Raw genomic sequence first — 19,031 nt, 5'->3', positions numbered from 1 at the left:
TTATCCCTCTTTGCAGCAGCCGTAAATAAGTATCTAGGCTTGTACCTTTTGGATTTTGGCAGGATTATTGATTTTGTAAGGGACAGGATGTTTCGTCAGCTTCTTGGCTACGATCTTGCATTCGAAAGTGAGCGTATCCCCGACCTCAAGCTCCAGCTTCTTAAGCGTATTGCTATGGCTGGACCATGCGACGCCGACCTCCAGTGCAGGATCGATGATCGCAACCGCCTCGTAAATAATAACCTCATCCTCGGTGTCGGAGAAGTTGTTCGGTACAGTCGTGAATTCCTGGACCGTCGCGGTCATCTTGACCTTCTCTTCAGGGAGTGCAAGCTTAGGTGCTCTCTTGGACGTCTTCTCCTTAGCCTTCGGCTTAGGCTCATCGGATATATCCTCGATAGGCGGGAATGCTGCGGCAGCCGGCTCAGCAGGGACAGCTTGCTCTGGCGTTGCCTCGATCGCAGCTTCGACAGCCTCCGAGAACTCAGCCGCTGCTTCATCCGCAGCCGGTTGCTCGTCGCTCGTCGTTGCTGTGGCAGACGATTTCTGGCCATAGCTGGAAGCCTGCATTTCCTTTAAATATGATGGATGGACGCAGTGGAGCTGTCCATCGTCGAATTGGATAACGGCCGTATAGGAATCGACGTATCCGGCGATGGTGCAAGTTAGGTTCTTGCCATTTCCTTTGTATGCATAGGACTTGCTCTTCAAGGCCTTGTCGGACAGAAGCCCCCAAGCTTTGCATTGATCAATAAGGTCCGCTTCATCCTCGAAGCTTGTGTATGTGTCGGGAGCGATAATAAACGTATGTACCATAGGTTCTCCGCCTTTCTGTATGGACAACAATATCAATAGTTTACCACTTCGGAGCGCATTTGAAAAAAGGGATTGTTATATTCGGCGGACGAACGGTCGTGCTGGAGCGTGATGATAACTAGCTGGAGAGAATAACTGGAGTTTATCCCGTTAATCATGACCGATTTAGCTTATTTCAATAAATAAAAGGAAATCCTCCCGCTAATTCGGTGTATAGAGAGGTAATCGGCTCGTATGCATAGGATTAACGGGAGGAACTCCAGTTAAACGGTGATAAAAGGGCGATATGCGGAAAAGTAGCTGGAGAAAATCCCGTTATTGCAAAGCATAAGCTAGCGGAAAAGGCAAAAAAAAGGCGTTCAACCGGCGAGGAGTCCACTATGGACAGCTCCGGCTGAACGCCTTCTTTATTAAGGTTAACCTTTGACAGCGCCGGCAACGACGCCTTTAACGATGTACTTCTGCAAGAAGATGAACACGATGATCGAAGGCAGCACAGCCATGACCATAGCCGTCATCGCATATTGCCAGTCGGACGTGTATTGGCCGACGAACGTGTAAGCGGCCAGCGTCAGCGTCTTCGTATCCGGCGAGCCGTTCACCATAAGGAGCGGCAGCAGGAAGTCGTTCCAGATCCACATCACGTCGATGATGATGATTGTCGCCGTTACCGACTTCAGCAGCGGGAAGATGACGCTGAAGAAGAGGCGGAAGCCCGAAGCGCCGTCAATCGTAGCGCTCTCGTCGATTTCTTTTGGAATACCCTTCACGAAGCCATGGTAGATGAACACGGCCAGCGGCGCGCCGAAGCCCCAGTAGAGCAAGCCGAGTCCCCATGTGCTTTCGGACAAGTTAAGGTCCTTGGCAAGCTGCAATACCGTCAGCATGATCGATTGGAACGGGATCAACATCGGCATAATGACCAGCAAGTAGAGCAGTGCGCTTGTGCGCGACTTCGTACGAGCTAGCTTATAAGCGGCGATCGAGGAGACGAATACGATACCCGCCAGCCCGACGCCCGTAATGATGAAGTTGTTCAGGAACAGCTTCGGATAGTCGATGAACGACCACACGTACGAGTAGTTCTCGAAGACAAGCTTCTTCGGCAGCGCAACGACGTCGGTCATAACTTCGCCGAAGCTTTTCAAGGAGTTGTTGATGGCTAAGAATAGCGGATACAGGAAGACGAGCGATAGAAGGACCATGACGATCTCGAGTACGATCCGTCCTGCTTTTCCTTGGCGGCTGCGTTTCATTAAGCTTCAACCTCCCTGCGTTTGAAGATCGTTAATTGAATGATAGTGACAAGCAGGACGGCAACGAACAGGATAAGCGCTTTGGCCGTGCCGTAGCCGTATAGATTGTTCTGGAACGTGTCGCGATAGATGTCATAAGCGATACTGTACGTCGTACCGCCAGGTCCGCCGCCGGTCAGCGACAGAATAACGTCGAATACTTTGATGGAGTTCGTTAATGCCATGAACACGGAGATCGTGATCGACGGTGCAAGCAATGGCAGCGTAATGCTGAAGAATCGTCTAACCGGTCCGGCGCCGTCAACGGTCGCCGCTTCCTTCAGATCATCCGGCACGGACTGAAGTCCAGCGATGTAGATAACGAGATAGAAGCCGATCGATTGCCATATCGAGACGAGCAGGATGGACACGAACGCAAGACCGGGCTCGCCGAGCCAGCTTAAGTTGAAGACGCCCCAGCCTGTACTGTTGTACAGCGACTCGAAGCCTTGCATGAAAATGAACTTCCAGATGAAACCGACGATAACAAGGCTAAGAATGTACGGAATGAAGAAGGCCGCTCTCAGCCAAGTGGACGACTTCAGCTTCATGTCGAGAATAACGGCTAACAGAATCGCCAGCACGTTGACGATGATGATATACAGCACCGCATATTTGATCGTGAACCAAGCGGAGCTGGCGAAGTTGGCGTCGCCTGTGAAAATTTGCTTGAAGTTATCCAGTCCGACGAACGTCGGGTGCTTGGAAATGCCGTTCCATTTCGTTAAGGAGTAACGGATCGTCATTGCGAACGGAATATAAAATGCGATAGCGATACAGATCAATACGGGCAATGTGAATATGCCGAACTCAAGCTTCTCGCTCCATTTTCTGCCTAGAGATTTGAACATGAGTACACCTCTTTCGTCACCGTTTATGTAGGCCTGAAATAGTCAAAGCCTATACAAAACAATCTTTTATTGTATGATTAGGAGCAGATATTGGGCGGATGCGCATAAAAGACTGCGACAGCCTTTTGCGCTTGGCTAAGTACGATTATAAAGCAGCGCTTTGGGCGTCAAAATGGATTTATGAAAACAGTTAGGGGTAAAAAGGTGAACAGGTATGCGAAAGCGGACATTGTTGTCGAAAAGGAGGGATGAGCCTTGTTCAATCGGGCATCCAAGACATTTTCCAATCTGATCGAGCTTGTGACTCGAAGGCTTGTGAACAAGCTTATTGTGCTATTTACGACCATTATTATACTCGTCGTCGGATCGCTGACCTTCATCTCGTATCAGATGCTTCAGAAGGAGTCGGTTGCGAACAGCATTGCGAGTACGTCGAACAATTTGCTGCTCGTGAATCAGAATCTAGAGGATTATTTGAACGGGATTAAGCAATTGTCGCTGCCGCAAATCAACTATGACGAGCTGTCCTATGCCATCATGCACGAGTCCGAGGAGTACGCGTCCCGCATGTTTGTAGAGGAGTACTTGCGGAACCTGTATTTTTCGCGCAAAGATCTTGAGGCGATCTACCTGTACGTAGTGGAACAGGACAAGTACTATGCCGTTACGAAGGAAAACTACAATGTCACGGTGCGAACGGCAACCGATCCTAATATTGCACGGCTCTCGTGGTTTCAAGATACGATGGACAGTCCGAATAATCACGCCTATCAATCATTCGAGCTGGCGGGCGCGAAGCCCGGGTATCCGGTGGATACGTCGAACAGCTTCATGGCGTATCATCGGGTTCTTCGTTCGATTGCGTCGAGGGAACCGCTCGCGGTGCTGTCGTTCTATGTCAATCCTTCGATGAAGGATGACATTATCAAAGATATTCCGTTCAGCGAGGGGCAGCATCTGATGTTCCTTAGCCCGGATGATCATATTCCGTTCGCTATGGACGATCCGTCCTTCTACGACCGGATGAAGCAGGACGGAGCATTGGAGCGGCTGGCGGACGGGAAATCGGGGCGGTTTACATGGTCGCAGGGAGATCAAAAATATTTGGTCGTCTACAATACGAGCGAGCAGGATGGATGGCAGCTGGTAAAGCCGATACCTTATCGCCAAATCTATGCGGCAGCAACAACGACGCGTAACTTAAACTTCTTGATCGGCTTCCTATTCCTGCTGCTCGCGGTCATCCTAGTGACTTTTTTCTCGAATGCGATTACGCGGCCGCTGAAGAAGCTGTCTTATCAGATGAACCGGTTCAGTCATGGTGACTTCGAGGCCGAGACGGAGGTTGTCGGCAAGGACGAGCTCGCTTATTTATCCCGTCATTTCAATCAAATGGTACGGCGGACGAACGAGCTTATTAACGAGCGGTACAAGATGAAGCTTGTGGAGAAAAACGCGATTTTGAAGGCGTTGGAGGCGGAAATCAACCCTCATTTCCTATATAACGCGCTGCAGGCGATCTCGACCAAGGCGCTTAAAAGCGAGAGGTTCGACATCGCCGATATGATCGATGCGCTGGCGCTTACGCTGAGGTATGCAATCAGCGGCAAGGATATCGTTCGCGCGCGCGAGGAGCTGCAGCATATCGAGCGGTATATGGCGCTGCAGAAGGCGCGGTTCGGGAGCAGGCTGCAGGTCGTTTACGACTGGGACGACTCCCTTATGGAACTGGAGATTCCGAAGCTGTCGATTCAGACGTTAGTCGAAAATGCGATCAAGCACGCGCTCGAGAAGGTGTCCAGCACCGTTACGATAAGTATCGGGGCGAGGGCGGACGCCGAGCATTTGGTTATATCGGTCCATGATGACGGACCGGGCTTCACCCCCGAGCGGCTGGAGCAGGTGCGGGAATCGTTCCGCAAGGAATGGGACGAGCGGCAGGGCGATAATGCGGGCGACAGCATTGGCCTCGTAAATTTGCATACGAGGCTGAAGCTGCTCTATGGCGAGGAAGCCGAGCTGCGGATCGTGACGGAGGATAACGCAGGTACGGAAATGCAAATGTTATTACCGCGGGGAGGCGGCAGCTATGTATAGAGTACTAATTGTTGACGATGAGGAGCCGCTGCGCGAGGCTATTCGGATTTTGGGCGATTGGAAGGGACTTGAGGTAAGCGAGGTGCTTGAGGCTTCCGATGGGCTTGGAGCACTGAAGCTGCTTGAGGCTGGCAGGATCGACCTCGTTATGGTCGATATGAAGATGCCCGAGATGAACGGAATCGAGTTTCTGCAAGTGGTAGAGCGCGACTATCCCGACTTGCTTACGATCGTCATCAGCGGCTATAACGACTTCGAATATACGAGACAAGCCATCCATTCCAAGGTTGTGGACTACCTGCTCAAGCCGATCAACAGGCAAGACTTGAACCAAGCTTTGCGCAAGTCGATCGATCTTCTGGAAGCAAAGCGCAAGCGGGAGAGCGAGTTCATCAACCGCAACATTACACTGAATATGTCGTTGCCGAAGCTCAAGGAGAAAGTGTACCTCTCGATCATCGAGCGCAGCTTCAAGAGCCAGTCGAATGAAGCGTTCCTGCCGCTTATCGGGGCGGATGATCCCAATAACCGATTCGCGGCTATTGTGATGCGCGTGTTGGATATGGAGCGGGTACGGAGCAGAAGGTTTCATAACGATACCGATCTGCTTCACTTCGCCGTCTCTAACGTGCTTAACGAAATTGCGGGCGACCGCTTCCAGTCATTCAGCTTCGCGAATCCGAAGCAGGAGCGTGAGATCCTTGCCGTTCTAACGATGAACGGCGGATATCGCGAGGATATTGCCTACCATTCCCTCCATCAGATGAAGAAGGTAGCCTCTGCGTTGCAGGAGCTGTTCGGCATTACCGTTGTCATCGGAGTCGGAGAGTCTTGCTCGGACGCGCTCGATATAGCTTCCTCCTATGAGGGAGCGAAGGCTGCGATTAGCGGCATGGATCTACTGCGTCTGAAGGGTGGGATGGTGATGTCGTCCGCCGTTTCGCTTAAAGACGGAGGAATCCGCGAGCGTGACAAAGAGCGCGAGCGGGACAGCTCATCGGTGTCGATTACGAGCCGGATGGCCGTTATTCGAGGGGCGCTGGAGGCCGGCAACACGCAGCACGCAAGATCGGTACTAGGCGAGCTTACGAAGCGGTGGAAAGCAGCGGAGCGATTCACGATCGGCGATTCAGACCGCGTTATGGCCGAATATGTCATTTTGCTAAACGATATGGCTTTGGAGCTTGGAGTCAAGGAGGAGCAGCTTCCGATTGGCGAGGAGCATCCGCTCAGATCGATGGGACTGTCATCCGATTACGATTCATTCGAGTCGTACGAGAGACTGCTGTTTAGCATACTCGATTATTACAGCGAGCAGATTCGCAAGGCGGAGAGTGCCAATGGGCCGTTCGATGTTGGCGACATAAAGGCTTATATTGACGATCATTACTTCGAGGATATAAAAATTTCGATGTTCGCCGAGAAATATTTTTTAAGTCGGGAATACTTAATGAAGCTGTTCAAGGGGCAGTTCAGTTACGGCATTCACGAGTACGTGCAGAAGGTGCGGATGGACAAGGCGAAGGAGCTGCTTGGCGACTCGGCATTGAAGATTCAGGATATTTCCGAGATGCTGGGCTACAAGGACAAAAACTATTTCAGCAAGGCGTTCCGCAACTATTACAACTTATCGCCCTCGGAATTTCGTTCCGCGCAGCAGGACGAATAAGCAAAGCCTGCGCAGGTGGCAAAAAGTGAACCGCTGACAAACTACACTTTTTTACCCTTAACTATTCACTTATGTACATTCTTATCCTATTGCGATTTCTTTACAATAGGCTACGAAGACCACAACAAATGAGGGAAATGGGGGCAACACCATGTTGAAAAGATTTCTCGCGCTGTCGGTCAGTCTCGTACTGGTCGTCGGAATATTAGCCGCTTGCGGCGGCAAAAACAATGAAACAAATAACGGCACGAACGCTGGTAACGGCGAAGAAGGCAACTCGGACAAAGCGGTAACGATTAATATGTTCACGGCATCGCCTGAATACACGGATGCATTCAATGCCTACATTGCAGAATACAAAAAAGTGAAGCCGAATGTAACGATCAACCTTGAAATTATGCAAGCTGACTATAACACGGTATTGAAGTCGAAGATTGCGGCTGGCAGCACGCCTGACGTATTCCAGACAACAGCCGGCGGCGACATCGATACATTCGCCGAATACAGCGCCGACCTGACGAACGAGCCGCTTGCGGCTGCAATGACAGACGCTGTTAAGATCAACATGAGCTCTTCCGACGGTAAAGTACTCGGATTGCCGGTTAAAGGCAACCTGATGATGATGATCTACAACAAGAAGCTGCTTGCTGATGCAGGTATTACAGAAGTTCCGAAAACAACGGCTCAAATGAATGACGCTATCGCGAAGCTTGAAGCGAAAGGCATTACACCGTTCGCCAATGCGTACAAAGAGTGGTGGGTATGGAAGCATATCTTCCAAAACTTCGTGAACGCGGCTGCTGAAGACGCAGGCACAACTCCGAAGGAATTGGTTGCTAAGTTCATCGCTGGCGAAACGACGTTCAAGGATCACCCTGTACTGTACGATAACTTCTTCAACTTCATTGATTCGACGGTTGAGCATGGCACGAACAAGCCGCTTGAGCGCGACAGCAATGCCGAAGTGAGCGACTTTGCAACGGGCAAAGCAGCATTCATGACAGGTAAGGGCGCATGGGACGAAGAAGCGATTAAGAAAATCAGTCCGGACATCGAGATCGGTATCGTAGGTTACCCGGTTAGCGACAAGGCTGAACAAAACCAACTGATTACAGGCGCCGACCAAGCGCTTCGCATCAACAAAGATTCCAAAGTAGCGAAAGAAACAATCGAGTTCTTTAACTGGTTGTACACATCCGATTACGGCAAACAATGGTTCTCGAACGTAGCGAAAGTCATTCCGCCAATCAAGGACGCTCCATTGCCTGATTTGGTTATGCCGAAACAAATGGAAGAAATTTTGAAAACAGAAAAATCCGGTGACCTGACAGTCAACTACTCGCTCGATACGTTCCACCAAAAATTCGGCGAGCTTATGCAAGCCTACATCGGCGGCAGCAAAAAGAAAGACGCTGCAATCGACGAAATTCAGAAGGCGTGGGTACAATTCGGTTCCGCTCAATAAGAGCTGACCGCATTGGCAGCAGCGTATGAGGTTAGAGCCCAGCACTTTCGCAGTGCTGGGTTTTCTTTATTAGATGTGGAATGGGAGGATGAAAGGACTATGGCGGGTAGACATTCGATTGTGGAAAATGGGCTGTACCTTGTGTTCGATGTGACGGAGAGCGGTGATGTGAGGCTGATGCATTTTGGATCAGCGCCGCTGACAGCGGGTTCGATTACGGACCAGCAAATGCCGGGCTTCCGCATGCTGGAGCTGCAGCTGACCGGCGAGGATCGGGCCGAATATCATGGCCGCTCGCATCGCGCCTCATATCCGGGGCTGCGCATGGTGTACGGCGGACATGAGGATAACCGCAACGAGAATGGGCGTCTGATCGCGGTTACGCTCGTCGATGAGGTGACGGGCTTGCGTGCGGTGCAGCACTACCAGTTCTATGACGGCATTCAGACGGTTCGTTGTTGGGTAGAGCTCGTTAATGGCGGCGGTGAAGAGCTTGCGATTGAGTACGTGTCCTCGTTCGCGCTGACAGGTGTCGACAAGGAAGGTATATTGGATCGGAATGAGAAGATGAATCTTACGGTGGCGCATAGCGGTTGGCAGAGCGAGTTGCAATGGCGGACGTACAAGCTGCCGGAGATCGGCTTGTCGCATCTAGCCGATCGCGGATCGAAGCGACTTGCCTTCAGCAATACGGGCTCATGGTCGGCGGCCGAGAACTTGCCGATGGGCGTGCTGGAGAATACGGAGGCCGGCAGCAGCCTATTCTGGCAGATTGAGCATAACGGTTCGTGGCATGCGGAGATGTCCGATCAGAACGATCATATGTATCTGTATTTGAGCGGTCCGACGGAGCATGACAATCATTGGTGGCTAAAGCTTGCGCCTGGCGAGTCATTCAAGTCTGTGCCTGTAGCCGTTGGTGCGGTGCAAGGCGGCTTCGAGCAGGCGATTGCGGAGTTGACGCAATATCGACGCGCCATTCGCCGTGTAAATGACGATAATAAGCTGCTGCGAGTCATCTTCAATGACTACATGAACTGCCTTTGGGGCTCGCCGACGACGGAAAAGCTGCTTCCGCTAATTGATGCAGCAGCTGATGTCGGCTGTGAATATTTCTGTATCGACGCAGGCTGGTACGCGCCGGGCGAATGGTGGGATGGCGTCGGAGAATGGATGCCTTCCGAGGAGCGTTTCCCCGAAGGTATCAAGTACGTGCTCGACTATATCCGCAGCAAAGGGCTTATCCCCGGCTTGTGGCTGGAGCTTGAGGTTATGGGCATTAACTCGCCGAAGCTGGCGGAGACGGACGACAGCTGGTTCTTCATGCGGCATGGCAAACGGGTGAAGGATCGCAGCCGCTATCAGCTCGACTATCGCAATCCCGCGGTTATTGCCCATGCCGATGAGGTTATTCGCCGCTTGGTGGAGGACTATGGCGTCGGCTACATTAAGATGGACTACAACATCAACGCGGGCATCGGGACGGAGACGGATTCGGACAGCATGGGCGATGGATTGCTGCAGCATAACCGGGCGTACTTGCAATGGCTGGATTCGATATTCGCGCGATATCCCGAGCTGGTCATCGAGAACTGTTCGAGCGGCGGCATGCGGATGGATTACGCGATGCTGAGCCGCCACAGCATTCAGTCGACGAGCGATCAGGAAGACTACGTCAATTATGCGGCGATTGCCGCCGGCTCGCCGGCCGCGCTTACGCCGGAGCAATCGGCGATCTGGTCGTATCCGCTGCGCGAAGGCGATGATGAAGAGGTCATCTTCAACATGGTCAACGCGCTGCTGCTGCGCGTCCATCAGAGCGGACATCTCGCGGAGCTTAGCCCGCGCCGCCGCGAGCTGGTGAAGGAGGCGCTCGATTATTATAAGACGATTCGCGGCGACATTCGCGAAGCGCTGCCGTTCTGGCCGCTTGGCCTGCCGAGCCACGGCGATGAGTGGGTCAGTCTCGGGCTGCGCCGAGACGACCGCATCTATGTAGCCGTCTGGCGCGTTGCCGGCGAGACGGCGCAAGTGACGCTGCCGCTGCCCGTGCCGCCGCACGGCAGCTCCGCCGAACCGGCGATTCGCTGCGCATATCCGGCAGCGCCCGCCGCGGGCACGGACTGGACGTGGAGCGCGGCTAATAGCTCGCTCACGGTCACACTCCCAGCCGCTCGAACGGCTAGGCTGTTCGAGATCCGGCTGTAAGCGGCGCCTCACGCCCGCTCTCGCCGTCCATCCGCGCCAATATATATAGTTTCTATATCTATTGGCGCTCAACACACCAATGTTGGCGGAATAGAGCTGGTTTTCAGCTCTATTCCATCCAGCCTCCCCGCCGCAAGGCCTGTTAGGTGTTTATGTGTGAATTAGCCAATTAGTTCGATGAGATGCAACTAATGAGCAATATACCCGGTGGTAGCCACCATCCACGGCAGGAAGCGCTACCCTCCAAAAGGTAGCTAACGGGCAATAGTGTCATTCTAGGCAACTAATTAGTCTTGTACGCGGAACCTCGCCTGTTTAGTTCGATATCGGGCAACTAATCAGGCGGATTTGGTGTTTTTGGCGTGAACCTGCGAATTAGATCGATGAAATGCAACTAATGAGCATGTAACCACCTGTTAGCTGAAATTAGTTCKATGAAAAGACACTACTAATGGAATAGAGCTGTTTCTCGCCGCATGGCTTTTCACGGTCCACCCGTACGCATCTCCCGTTATGCCCCATTCTTTTACAATATCTTAACTATCTATCGCGCTCCCTATTTGTTAGGATAATTCCCAAATGAAAATAAAGGATAGGGTAGCATGCGAGCGACTTCATTGGAAACGGAAGCTTACAATCAAATCAAGGAGCGGATCGTGCGCGCTGAAGTCATGCCGGGCGTGCTGTTGTCCGAGAATGAGCTGGCAAGCGAGTTAGGCATGAGCCGGACGCCGATCCGGGCTGCGATCGCGATGCTGGAGAAGGAAGGGCATGTCGAGAGCTTCAAGGGACGAGGCGTGCTCGTGAAAGAGATTTCGTTCCGCCAGTTTTGCCAAATGCTCGAAGTGCTTGTATCGATGCAGATGTTCGTCTTGGATATGGCGAAGCAAAGGGAGCTGCATTTCGACGTGGAAGCACTTGGCCTTTACTTGAAACGTCAGGACATTTCCCGCGAGGAAGGCGACTTTCTAGGCTACTACAATAATTCATTGATGTGCATCGAGACGATATTAAGCGCCATGGGCAATGACTATATGCTTCAAGTGCTTGAATCGTATCGCGGTAAGTTCATCTGCCGGATGGTCACGTTCCGCAAGCAGTTTCCGCAGTTAAAGCCACAATGGGCGAATGTCATGAACGCCAAAATCTATCAAGCGCTGCAGCGCAAAGACTATGACGGAGCGAAAGCGGCGATCGAGGAAAATTATATGAATACGACGCAGCAGCTTATGCTGAGCGGCGTTATTTAAGAGTGAAGGATGCCTACGCAGGCATCCTTTTTTGTTTTGTAAAGCGAACATGGTCTTTTACATATCATTTAGACTGCGATAACAATCCACTTACATACAACCTGCATACTGATCTCGGATAGTGATTCTTTCATTGCAAGATCCGAGAGGAGAGAGATTAGTGACAATCGTTCAAGCAATCCGCAATGCAGGTGAAATTTGGTATGACGATGCACGATTCAATACGGACAAGCGTCCGTGGTTCGGCAAGCTGCCGGAGCTGGCAACAGGAGATTTCTCTTTCGCGGTATTGGGAGACCGTTGCGGCATGGCGACAGCGGGCGTATTCGAGAAAGCGCTCGAGGTTGTAGCAGACTTAAAGCCGGATTTCGTCGTTTCGGTCGGCGATTTGATCGAGGGCTACTGGCGCGACGCTGCCGATGCAGAAGCCGAGTGGGAATACATCGATGAAAAAATCAAAGCAACGGAAGTGCCTTTCTTCCACGTTGTCGGCAATCATGATTACGGCAATCAAGTCATGCTGGATGTATGGCGCGATCGCAAGGGCTTCGAATATTACGCATTCCGGGCGGGAGACGCGTTGTTCCTCGTACTCAACACAGAGGATCCGCCGACTGAGCTGTCCGATGAATTTATCGATATTATCAAAAAAGCAACCTACAACGTTCAAAATGATCCGGAAAATATGGAAGCGCATATGCAAGCCTTTTACGATGACATCGTAAGTCGCATGTCGCCAGAGCAGCTCAAGGAAATGGGACGCATCGACCTAGCGTTCAGCGATGAACAGCTCGCGTTCGCAGAACGCGTGCTCGAAGAGAACAAAGATGTGAAATGGACCTTCATCAGCATGCATAAGCCAGGCTGGAAGTCGGAAGACAAGCGTTACGCCAAGCTGATGGAGCTGCTGGACGGACGACCGCATACGGTGTTCGCCGGACATCTGCATGCCATGGAATATTCCGTAGTCGGCAATGGCGAGCGTATTCAGCTCGGAAGAACGGGCGGCCATGCGCATGGCAACGGACCGGAGAGCGACAACTTGTTCTTATGGGTCAATGTACGTGACGGCAAACCTTCGTACCGCGTCATTCATCTCGAAGGCGTACAAGAAATCAGCCATTACAAACCGCAAGCACATTCGTATTCCGAGGAGGCTTAATTATTATGCAACCTATATTCTTCGCACATCTGACCGACACACATATCAACGTTCCAGGCAAAAATCCGTTATTCGAAATGGACGCGACGAAAAAATTACGCGAAACGTTCGCGGAGCTCGGCAAGCTGAGCCAAAAGCCGGCTTTCGTCGTCATTAGCGGCGATCTGACGCAGGACGGTGATGTCGATGACTACCGTCATCTTCGTGCGGTGCTGGACGAGGAGAAAGCGAAGCTTGGCGTACCGGTATATGTTGCCCTGGGCAACCACGATTCCCGTCCGTTTTTCCGCGAAGGATATTTGCAAGAGCTGCCGACGGAAGAGTCCTACTATTATAGCGTGATGGAAGACGGACTTCGGATCGTCGTGCTGAACACGCAAGTTCCAGGCATCCATGGCGGCCGCTTGGATGAAGAACAGCTTTCTTGGCTTCGCGGGGAGCTTGCAACGCCAGCTCCGATCGGTACGATTATCGTCCACCACCATCCCGTCGTACCGACATTGACGCCGATGATGGACAGCCATCTGCTCGACAATCCGCAAGACTTGGCTGCTGCGATCGAAGGAACGGATGTAATCGGATTACTGTCGGGCCATATTCACTGCAACAATATCGGCATATTCCAAGGCGTGCCAAGCGCTGCGGCGACGGGCGTCGCGTTCGGGATCGAGCCGACGAGCAACGACAGCATGAAATTCATCGACAACAGCGGCTATAACCTCGTGCTGGTGAAGAACGGGCAAATGGTCGTTCATCCGATGCCGATGGCAGGCGACCAACGAATCGTTTACGAATGGAAGATAGATGCTTCACATGCGCATGCGTAACCAAAGCGCTATGACTTCGAACTGACCGTAAATATATAAGCCCCATAGGGCTAATAAGGAGATGGAGTTAATCATGGCTTACAAAAAAGTAGCTGCTGCTACGCTAGTATCGTTATCTTTGCTGGCAACGGCTTGTGGCGGCAATGCGAGCAATACAAACGGTACGAACACGAATACGAGCTCAAATGCAAATGCAAATAAGAATTCGGCTAGTACAGAAAAAGCGGACAATACAGCATCGACCGAGCAGGTGACGCTGAAGTTCTACAGCTACAATCTAGCGATTGCCAGCCAGGTTCCGGGTACGGAGAAGCTGATCAAAGAATTCGAAGAGGCGCATCCGAACATTAAAATCGATGCCATTCCGGTAGCTTCGACGGATATTAACGCCAAGGTGCAAGCCGATATCGTAGCGGGCACGGCGCCCGATATCGCGCAATTGACGTTCGACGGCCTCGACTTCGCCGTCAACAACTTTAATGCCAAGCCGCTTGAAGATATCGTGGCGGCCGATGAACTGCAAAGCAATTTCGAGGGCTTCTCGCCGAACGGCATGAAGCTGGGCCAGTTGAACGGCAAAACATACGGCCTGCCGTTCACGTTCAGTACGCCGGTTCTTTTCTACAATGCGAAGCTGTTCGAAGAAGCGGGGCTTGACCCGGCTGTACCTCCAACGACTTGGGAGCAAGTGAAGGAATACGGTTTGCAGATCGGTGAGAAAACAGGCGTTACCGGCACGCATGTAGGCGGCGCGGCAGGCGGCGACTGGATCATTCAAGCATTGATTGGAAGCAATGGCGGACAAGCGTTGTCCGACGACCGCAAGACGATTAAGTTCGGTGAGCCTGAAGCGATTGGCGCAATCGAGATGTGGCAGGACCTGATCAAGAGCGGTGCCAACAGCAAGCTGAACGATGGGGAAGCGATGGAAGCGTTCAGCCAAGGAAAGCTCGGCATGCTGTTGTTCACAAGCGCGATTCAAAGCTCGTTCGTTGCCGCATCGCAAGCAGGAGGCTGGGAACTGAAGACGGCGAAAATGCCGGCCTTTGGCGACAAACCGACGACGCCGGTCAACTCGGGCAGCGCCTTGTTCATTCTGACGGATGACAAAGCGAAGCAGCAAGCGGCATGGGAGTTCTTGAAGTTCGCGACAAGCGAGCGCGGTTATACGATCATTACTTCGGAGATCGGCTACTTGCCGCTTCGTCCGGCTATCGTGGAAGACCCGAACTACTTGAAGGGCTGGGTAGAAGCGAATCCGCTCGTGAAGCCGAACCTGGAGCAGCTTGACTCGCTGAAGCCTTGGGTATCGTATCCGGGCGCGAACTGGAAACAAATCGAAACGATTCTGAATGACTCCGTATCGAAGGCGATCGTGAGCGATGGCGATGTGGCCTCCATTATGCAGGATGCGCAGAAACGCGCCCAATCGCTGATTCAATGAGCTATGATGCTGTAAGCATGACCCGTCATGCAGCAGAAGCGAAGCCGCAAAGCAAGGAACGCAAGTCGTTCCTGCTGAGGCTTGGCCGAATCAAGCCGTACATCTATCTATTGCCGGCTCTTGTTTCGATCGGCTTTTGGATTTATAAGCCGCTGCTGCAGACGTTCCAGCTAAGCGTCTACCAATGGAATTTGCTTCCTACATCGCCGAAGCAGTACGTTGGATTGAAGAACTTCACCAATCTGTTCAACCTGCCCGAGATGGGCATCGCGCTTTGGAATACGCTGATCTACACGGTGGGCATCATTCCATTCTCGCTTATCATTCCGCTTATTATCGCAATCGCAACGGACAATATCGGAAGAAAGGCGAGCAATGTCTATCGCGCGCTCATTTTCTTGCCGATGATCATGGCGCCGGTTGCCGTATCGTCCGTATGGCGCTGGATCATGCATCCGACGAACGGGATATTGAACAAGGCGTTAGTCGACTGGTTTCATCTGTCTGAACCGATCCGTTTCTTCACCGACGAGCATTGGGCGATATGGTCGATTACGTTCATCACAGGCTGGAAGCTGATCGGCTTCAGTACGCTTATATTTTCGGCGGCAATGACGGGTATCAACAAGGAATACATTGAAGCGGCCAAGATTGACAGAGCGAATGGGTTCCAAATCATTTGGCATGTTCTCTTGCCGCTGCTCTCGCCGACAATTCTGTTCATGGCCATGATGAGCACGCTTTTCGCATCGGAAATGAGCTTCTCTTATATTAACGTGCTTACGCAAGGAGGACCTTTCAACACGACGACAAACATATATTACCTGCTGTGGACGTACGGCTTCCAATCGTTCAATATCGGCGCGAGCTCGGCAGCCGCTGTCGTCTTCTTCCTCGGATTCGGCGTGCTTGCTTGGCTGTTCATGAAATTAACGAAAAAGCTGTCGTTCTTCGACAACTAGAGAGGAGGGAACGAAGATGGAGAAGGCTGGACGCAAGGCGGGTTTTTATACGGCTGCTACGGTGAAGCATGCTGCATTGATCGCGCTCGCGCTGCTGGCGGTTTTTCCGCTCTATTGGATGGTCGTAACCTCCTTGAAACCGGAGACCGAAGTGTTTACCTCAAGCTTAATTCCGCTTCATATTACTTTCGATAATTACGTCAAAGCATGGAATGCCATTCCGATGGGTCGCATGCTGGGAAATTCCATGGTCGTGGCTATTATTCAGACAGTTATGCAGCTTTTTACAAGCATATTGGCGGCATATGCGTTCACTCGCTGGGAATTCCGCGGCAGCAGCTTGATCTACGGATTAATCGCGCTTACATGGCTCGTCCCTTTCCAAGTCATTATGATTCCGAACTATGTCGCGATCAGCGGCTTTGGTTGGCGCGATCATTTGATGGGTCTTATCGTACCTAATATTGCTTCGGCGTTCGCCGTGCTCCAATTGTACAACGCGTTCAAATCGTATCCGAAAACGCTGATCGAAGCCGCAAGGCTGGACGGAGCTTCCGATTGGGGCCTGCTGTGGCGCACGATCATGCCGAATCTGAAGGCTTCGGTCGCTTCGATCGGCATTCTGCTGTTCATCACCTCTTGGAACGATTATTTCTGGCCGCTCCTCGTGACGACGAAGCTGGAAAATACGACGATCCAAAAGGGTCTGCAAATGTTCATCTCCTCCGACGGCAATATGTGGGGAGCGCTTATGGCGGCGACGACGATCGCTAGCTTGCCCGTACTCATCATTTATCTTATGCTGCAACGACAAATTATCGATTCTTTCGTAAAAGGCGGACTGAAATAATGACAACGACAATAGACAGCAACAGCAACAAACGGCTTCTCCAGCTGGAAGGTGCTTATAATGTAAGAGATATCGGCGGTTATGCGGCGACTGAAGGGCTATCGGTGCAAAAAGGACGTTTCCTGCGCGCGGACGGACTGCATCGATTAACGGATGACGACCAAGACGCGATTGTGGGAATAGGCGTACGCACCGTAATTGACCTGCGCCATGCTCATGAGCTGGCGCAGAAGCGCAACGTTTTCAACGGCTCGGAGCGCGCTAACTATTACAACATTAGCTTGATTAATCCGGCGACATCGACCAATATGAATATTCGCAGCTTGGGCGACATGTACGTCAATATGCTGGACGAGTGCGGACACCTGCTCCGCGAAGTGTTCGAGCGAATGGCCGAAGCCGAAGGCGACGGCGTGTTGTTCCATTGCGCGGCGGGCAAAGACCGTACTGGCGTCGTCGCAGCCCTGCTGCTTGATCTGGCAGGCGTCGAGCGCTCGGTCATCGTAGCCGATTATGCCGAGACGGAGGTCAATCTCGCGCCGATCATGGATGAGCTGCGCAAGGACCGTCCAGAGCAAATTCCGGCAGAGATGTACGAGCTGTTCCTGGGCAGCGCGCCAAGCAACATGGAGATGATGCTCGACCATCTGCATGGTTCATTCGGCGGCGCGGAAAGTTACTTCGCAAAGATCGGGCTTAGCGATGGGCAAGTGGCAGCTTTGAAACGGATGCTGCTGCAGCCGTAAATCTCAACCTAGCTCACCTTCGTCCACAATTGGGTGTTTGGTTGGATTTCATCCATTCAAACACCCTCTAATTGGCGACAGATCTCGTTTGGCTGGATTTCGTACAGTCAAAAGTCGCCAAATGAACCGAATGAGCTCGATCGCACGCATTTGCCTGTATGTTTTCCAGTTAAAAGTAACTTTCCACATGAATCGCCCGTTTTGATTGGATGATTTCCAATCAAGCACAATTGCTATGGAAGCAGAGTCGCAAGGATGCTATAATTTGGTCAACACACAAGCGAACGAAGAACGTTCTTGATGCCAATGGCACAGGAACGTTCTTTTTTTGCGTTCACAAATTAGAGGAGGGAATAAGCATGAGTTTTGAGAAGGCGCATCAGGCATTCGTAGACGGACATTTGGCCAGCAGGGGCGGAGAACGCAAGGGGAGGCTGGAGAGGGGACACGGTTACGCCGAAAAGCTGTTTTTGCAAAACGTATGGTGGCCGTTATTCGGAAGCTTCGAACATTTGCATCCGGAGTATGAGGTGTACGATTGGAATCGGAAATCGCAATTTCTTGATTTCGCTTTTTTGCCGGCACTTGGCCGTTTCGGCTTGGAATGCGACGGCTTCCAATCCCATGTCAAGGACATGGATCGGCAGAGCTCCAGCTACTCCTTGAACCGAGATTCCTTTCTGACGGGCATGGGATGGAGGATGCTTCACTTTTCGTTTGATGACATTAAGGAACGGCCGGAGGTTTGCCGCATGCTGCTGCAGTTGGCGGTTAGCAAGTCGGTTATGTTGGGAGATCACGCTAAGCCGGCGGTTATTGTGGAAAAAGAGGTTTTGCGGCTTGCCTGACACTTAGGACGCTCCATTAGACCGATTGATGTTACCAAGGAGATGGAAGTGGATTTCCGTACGGCGAGAAAGTGGCTCCAGGCGTTGGTGGCGAAAGGGTGGCTGCATCCGATCAGCAGCGGGCGAGGCGTGCTGTATTACGAGCTGAGGGAAGGCACGCTTGATCTTCTCCTTTCCTGAATAAGCATTTGAGTGGATTTCATCCAATCTAATACGCCTTATCGTTCAAGGTTTAAGGTTTGAATGGATTTTGTACAGGCTAATGAGCGGTTTTGGTGGAATGGCGGGGAATGGGCGGATTAGGTTGGATGTTTTCCATTCAAAAGTAACTTTGTTGCCGGAAGAGGCCATTTGATTGGACAAAATCCATCCATATGCAAATGGTGCGTCGGGGAAAGGTGCGAATTGGCTCGATAATCGATGCGATTGTACAAATCGTCATTCGTCCATCGAGCGCGCGATAAGCGTTTTGGCGAAATCGTCACTCGGGGTGCGACGAAATCGACATCGTTTTTCGCGTTTTGCACATATCGGGAGGATG

The 19,031-nt window shown here is 51.8% G+C and carries 16 protein-coding genes; 13 read left to right on the top strand and 3 right to left on the bottom strand.

Going from position 1 to position 19,031, the window contains the following annotated elements; all coding sequences use genetic code 11:
- Positions 1–33: 33 nt before the first annotated feature.
- The 3 genes from AC1DF0_RS21435 to AC1DF0_RS21425 all read right to left on the bottom strand — a co-directional run bounded on the left by AC1DF0_RS21435 (position 34) and on the right by AC1DF0_RS21425 (position 2,962).
- A complete protein-coding gene (locus AC1DF0_RS21435) occupies positions 34–816 on the bottom strand; it encodes a hypothetical protein (RefSeq protein ID WP_442048485.1) in 783 nt (260 codons plus the stop codon).
- Between the two features lie 416 nt (positions 817–1,232).
- Positions 1,233–2,072: a carbohydrate ABC transporter permease gene (locus AC1DF0_RS21430; RefSeq protein ID WP_477575255.1), complete on the bottom strand. Its 840-nt coding sequence runs from the start codon at positions 2,070–2,072 to the stop codon at positions 1,233–1,235.
- Complete coding sequence (locus tag AC1DF0_RS21425) at positions 2,072–2,962, bottom strand: carbohydrate ABC transporter permease (protein WP_477575254.1); 891 nt, start codon at positions 2,960–2,962, stop codon at positions 2,072–2,074. The genes AC1DF0_RS21430 and AC1DF0_RS21425 overlap by 1 nt, the downstream gene beginning before the upstream one ends.
- A 255-nt stretch (positions 2,963–3,217) precedes the next feature.
- On the opposite strand from AC1DF0_RS21425, the gene AC1DF0_RS21420 reads away from it, so the two are divergent.
- From AC1DF0_RS21420 to AC1DF0_RS21360, 13 genes are all read left to right on the top strand, one after another.
- Positions 3,218–5,059, top strand: a complete 1,842-nt coding sequence (locus tag AC1DF0_RS21420) for a cache domain-containing sensor histidine kinase (RefSeq protein WP_477575253.1) — start codon at positions 3,218–3,220, stop codon at positions 5,057–5,059.
- A complete protein-coding gene (locus AC1DF0_RS21415) occupies positions 5,052–6,728 on the top strand; it encodes a response regulator (protein WP_477575252.1) in 1,677 nt (558 codons plus the stop codon). The genes AC1DF0_RS21420 and AC1DF0_RS21415 overlap by 8 nt, the downstream gene beginning before the upstream one ends.
- Positions 6,729–6,879: 151 nt before the next feature.
- Positions 6,880–8,193 (top strand): ABC transporter substrate-binding protein, encoded by a 1,314-nt coding sequence (locus AC1DF0_RS21410; RefSeq protein WP_477575251.1) that lies wholly within the window; start codon positions 6,880–6,882, stop codon positions 8,191–8,193.
- 99 nt (positions 8,194–8,292) lie between these two features.
- Positions 8,293–10,401, top strand: coding sequence for a glycoside hydrolase family 36 protein (locus tag AC1DF0_RS21405; protein ID WP_477575250.1), 2,109 nt, complete (start codon positions 8,293–8,295; stop codon positions 10,399–10,401).
- 602 nt (positions 10,402–11,003) lie between these two features.
- A complete protein-coding gene (locus tag AC1DF0_RS21400; protein ID WP_477575249.1) occupies positions 11,004–11,651 on the top strand; it encodes a GntR family transcriptional regulator in 648 nt (215 codons plus the stop codon).
- Positions 11,652–11,811: 160 nt separating this feature from the next.
- A complete protein-coding gene (locus AC1DF0_RS21395; RefSeq protein WP_477575248.1) occupies positions 11,812–12,813 on the top strand; it encodes a metallophosphoesterase family protein in 1,002 nt (333 codons plus the stop codon).
- 5 nt (positions 12,814–12,818) lie between these two features.
- On the top strand, positions 12,819–13,640 hold the full coding sequence (locus AC1DF0_RS21390) for a metallophosphoesterase family protein (RefSeq protein WP_477575247.1): 822 nt from the start codon (positions 12,819–12,821) through the stop codon (positions 13,638–13,640).
- A 73-nt stretch (positions 13,641–13,713) separates the two neighbouring features.
- Positions 13,714–15,084, top strand: coding sequence for an ABC transporter substrate-binding protein (locus tag AC1DF0_RS21385; RefSeq protein WP_477575246.1), 1,371 nt, complete (start codon positions 13,714–13,716; stop codon positions 15,082–15,084).
- Positions 15,085–15,101: 17 nt separating this feature from the next.
- On the top strand, positions 15,102–16,046 hold the full coding sequence (locus tag AC1DF0_RS21380; protein WP_442048496.1) for a carbohydrate ABC transporter permease: 945 nt from the start codon (positions 15,102–15,104) through the stop codon (positions 16,044–16,046).
- 16 nt (positions 16,047–16,062) lie between these two features.
- Entirely contained in the window at positions 16,063–16,896 is an 834-nt protein-coding gene (locus tag AC1DF0_RS21375; protein WP_337104150.1) for a carbohydrate ABC transporter permease, read from the top strand.
- A complete protein-coding gene (locus tag AC1DF0_RS21370; RefSeq protein WP_477575245.1) occupies positions 16,896–17,642 on the top strand; it encodes a tyrosine-protein phosphatase in 747 nt (248 codons plus the stop codon). The genes AC1DF0_RS21375 and AC1DF0_RS21370 overlap by 1 nt, the downstream gene beginning before the upstream one ends.
- Before the next feature lie 359 nt (positions 17,643–18,001).
- Positions 18,002–18,490, top strand: coding sequence for a PDDEXK family nuclease (locus AC1DF0_RS21365; RefSeq protein ID WP_477575244.1), 489 nt, complete (start codon positions 18,002–18,004; stop codon positions 18,488–18,490).
- A gap of 48 nt (positions 18,491–18,538) precedes the next feature.
- Positions 18,539–18,670 carry a hypothetical protein gene (locus tag AC1DF0_RS21360; protein ID WP_477575243.1) on the top strand — a complete coding sequence of 44 codons (132 nt, stop codon included), beginning with the start codon at positions 18,539–18,541 and terminating at the stop codon, positions 18,668–18,670.
- Positions 18,671–19,031 lie beyond the last annotated feature (361 nt).

Source organism: Paenibacillus sp. 05T425, from assembly GCF_056396205.1.
This window is presented reverse-complemented; position numbering and strand designations above follow the sequence as displayed.

Coding starts and splice junctions, on each gene's coding strand:
- AC1DF0_RS21435 (WP_442048485.1), bottom strand. CDS start 816: ATGGTACATACGTTTATTATCGCTCCCGACACATACACAAGCTTCGAG.
- AC1DF0_RS21430 (WP_477575255.1), bottom strand. CDS start 2,072: ATGAAACGCAGCCGCCAAGGAAAAGCAGGACGGATCGTACTCGAGATC.
- AC1DF0_RS21425 (WP_477575254.1), bottom strand. CDS start 2,962: ATGTTCAAATCTCTAGGCAGAAAATGGAGCGAGAAGCTTGAGTTCGGC.
- AC1DF0_RS21415 (WP_477575252.1), top strand. CDS start 5,052: ATGTATAGAGTACTAATTGTTGACGATGAGGAGCCGCTGCGCGAGGCT.
- AC1DF0_RS21410 (WP_477575251.1), top strand. CDS start 6,880: ATGTTGAAAAGATTTCTCGCGCTGTCGGTCAGTCTCGTACTGGTCGTC.
- AC1DF0_RS21405 (WP_477575250.1), top strand. CDS start 8,293: ATGGCGGGTAGACATTCGATTGTGGAAAATGGGCTGTACCTTGTGTTC.
- AC1DF0_RS21400 (WP_477575249.1), top strand. CDS start 11,004: ATGCGAGCGACTTCATTGGAAACGGAAGCTTACAATCAAATCAAGGAG.
- AC1DF0_RS21390 (WP_477575247.1), top strand. CDS start 12,819: ATGCAACCTATATTCTTCGCACATCTGACCGACACACATATCAACGTT.
- AC1DF0_RS21385 (WP_477575246.1), top strand. CDS start 13,714: ATGGCTTACAAAAAAGTAGCTGCTGCTACGCTAGTATCGTTATCTTTG.
- AC1DF0_RS21380 (WP_442048496.1), top strand. CDS start 15,102: ATGACCCGTCATGCAGCAGAAGCGAAGCCGCAAAGCAAGGAACGCAAG.
- AC1DF0_RS21375 (WP_337104150.1), top strand. CDS start 16,063: ATGGAGAAGGCTGGACGCAAGGCGGGTTTTTATACGGCTGCTACGGTG.
- AC1DF0_RS21370 (WP_477575245.1), top strand. CDS start 16,896: ATGACAACGACAATAGACAGCAACAGCAACAAACGGCTTCTCCAGCTG.
- AC1DF0_RS21365 (WP_477575244.1), top strand. CDS start 18,002: ATGAGTTTTGAGAAGGCGCATCAGGCATTCGTAGACGGACATTTGGCC.